The 275-nt window shown below is 56.7% G+C and carries 1 pseudogene; it reads left to right on the forward strand.

From position 1 onward, the window contains the following. Window positions 1–275 (forward strand): annotated as a pseudogene (locus ACPYOI_RS36205) (histidine kinase); the annotation flags it as partial.

Raw genomic sequence — 275 nt, forward strand, 5'->3', positions numbered from 1 at the left:
TCCATGAATTCGCGACCAATGCCGCAAAATATGGTGCGCTCTCTGTTGAAGAGGGGAAGCTGAATATAATAGTGGCGATGAACGGCGAGATCCTGGAGATCGTCTGGCGGGAGAGCAACGGCCCGCCACAGGAAGCGCCGGAAACACGTTCGATCGGTTTTGGAAGCAGGCTTGAGCAAATCATCGGTCAAAGCCTTGGGCTCGAAATCTCGCGCGAGTGGATGCCGAACGGTGTGGCGATCCGCCTCTCCATCCCTTGCCACGCTGTCAGTGAG

It is taken from the genome of Rhizobium sp. SVR5-2C, from assembly GCF_056755115.1.